The sequence below is a fragment of the Paludibacter sp. 221 genome (genome assembly GCF_010501035.1).
In the GTDB taxonomy this organism is placed as follows: Bacteria; Bacteroidota; Bacteroidia; order Bacteroidales; family Paludibacteraceae; genus QVMH01.
Genome location: NZ_QVMH01000097.1, coordinates 1 through 1392, shown reverse-complemented (window position 1 = coordinate 1392; position 1392 = coordinate 1). Strand labels below are relative to the sequence as shown.

Sequence of the window (1392 nt, the reverse complement as noted above, 5' to 3'; positions counted from 1 at the left end):
TGACTAGTCCTAAAAAACCGTTACAGGTTTGATTAGACAAAAGTATTAATAATTTATGAGATAGTTGTCGGGCTAGCCCGACAACTATCTTTGCTTTTATACGTTCTGATCTCTATTCTATTCTGTTTATGCATTTCATCAGGTGTTTTCATATAGCATGACCAATGCGGTCTTTTCGTGTTGTAAATACGAACAGCATCTTTTACCAAAAGTTTCATTGTCTTGATGTCAACCCGATAATCTTCCAATAAAAATTCCTGTTTAAGTATACCGTTAACTCTTTCTGCTATTGCATTGGCATAAGGATCATAACTTTCAGTCATGCTTGGTATTATCTTTTTCGTATTCAACAATCTTTGATAATCATTGCTACAATACTGCAAACCTCGGTCAGAATGATGAATCAGCTTATTTTTATAGTGCCGTTGCTTTATAGCCATATTCAAAGCTCTTAAAGAACCCTCAGTCGCCAAGCTGTTAGAGATATCATACCCCATTATCTTCTTAGAATATGCGTCCGTAACCAGCGCCAAATAACAGTTTTTGTCTCTGCCGCCAATATAAGTTATATCCGACACCCAGACCTGTTCCGGATGTTTTAATGGCATATCGGCTATAAGATTTTTATGCTTCCTAAAGCGATGATGAGAGTCGGTAGTTATCCGATAGTTTCTTTTGGGTTTGATCAGCATATGATTAGCCTTTAGGATGGATAAAAACTTATCGCGTCCTATCTTTAGTTCCTTTAATGGTGCATAAAGAAGATAATATAACTTACGAAAGCCAATGCGTGGCATATCTCTGCGTATAGACTCTACCATAGCTACAACTTGTTTGGCTTTATTCTGATTTTTGTTCCTTGAACGGATAGAACGATAATAAACCTGTCTACTTACCCCGAGCAACCCACAGGTGGAGTTTTTGCTCACTTTGTATTCTTCTGAGAATCGGTCGATTGTTCGGGTAAGGAGTTTTTTCGGATAGGTATATTAAACTCTTTTTCCGCCATATCGATCATCATATCAAAGAAGATAGCTTTCTTATCCGAAGTTTCGGCTTGCTTCTCCAATAAAGCCTTCTGCTTTTCCAGTAGCTTGATTTTTTGCTCAAGTTCCAGAATCTTTAGATCTTTACTCTTTGGCATATTACTAGGCGTTTGATTTTCCCAGTCAAAGGTACCATATTTGCGTAACCAACCAACTACTGTAGAGCGAGATTGAATCCCATATTTGCGTACGGCTCCTGTTGTGCTGCATTCGCCTCGCTCTATTTCTGAAACGACTGATAACTTAAAGGATACACTGTAATCCCTTTGCGTGCGTCTTACGTACTCATTCTTAATTTCTTTCATAACATTACTTTTTTTATGTAACGCTATTTCAGGACGAGACA

At 37.7% G+C, this 1392-nt stretch carries 2 protein-coding genes; both read right to left on the bottom strand.

The features are described 5' to 3' along the window. Positions 1-53: 53 nt before the first annotated feature. The gene (locus D0T49_RS12880; protein WP_370519680.1) at positions 54-929 is read right to left on the bottom strand and encodes an IS3 family transposase; all 876 of its coding nucleotides are present in this window, start codon (positions 927-929) and stop codon (positions 54-56) included. Further along, the coding region (locus tag D0T49_RS13100) for a transposase (RefSeq protein WP_370519679.1) at positions 926-1392 on the bottom strand (467 nt) is incomplete at its 5' end. The genes D0T49_RS12880 and D0T49_RS13100, both read right to left, overlap by 4 nt.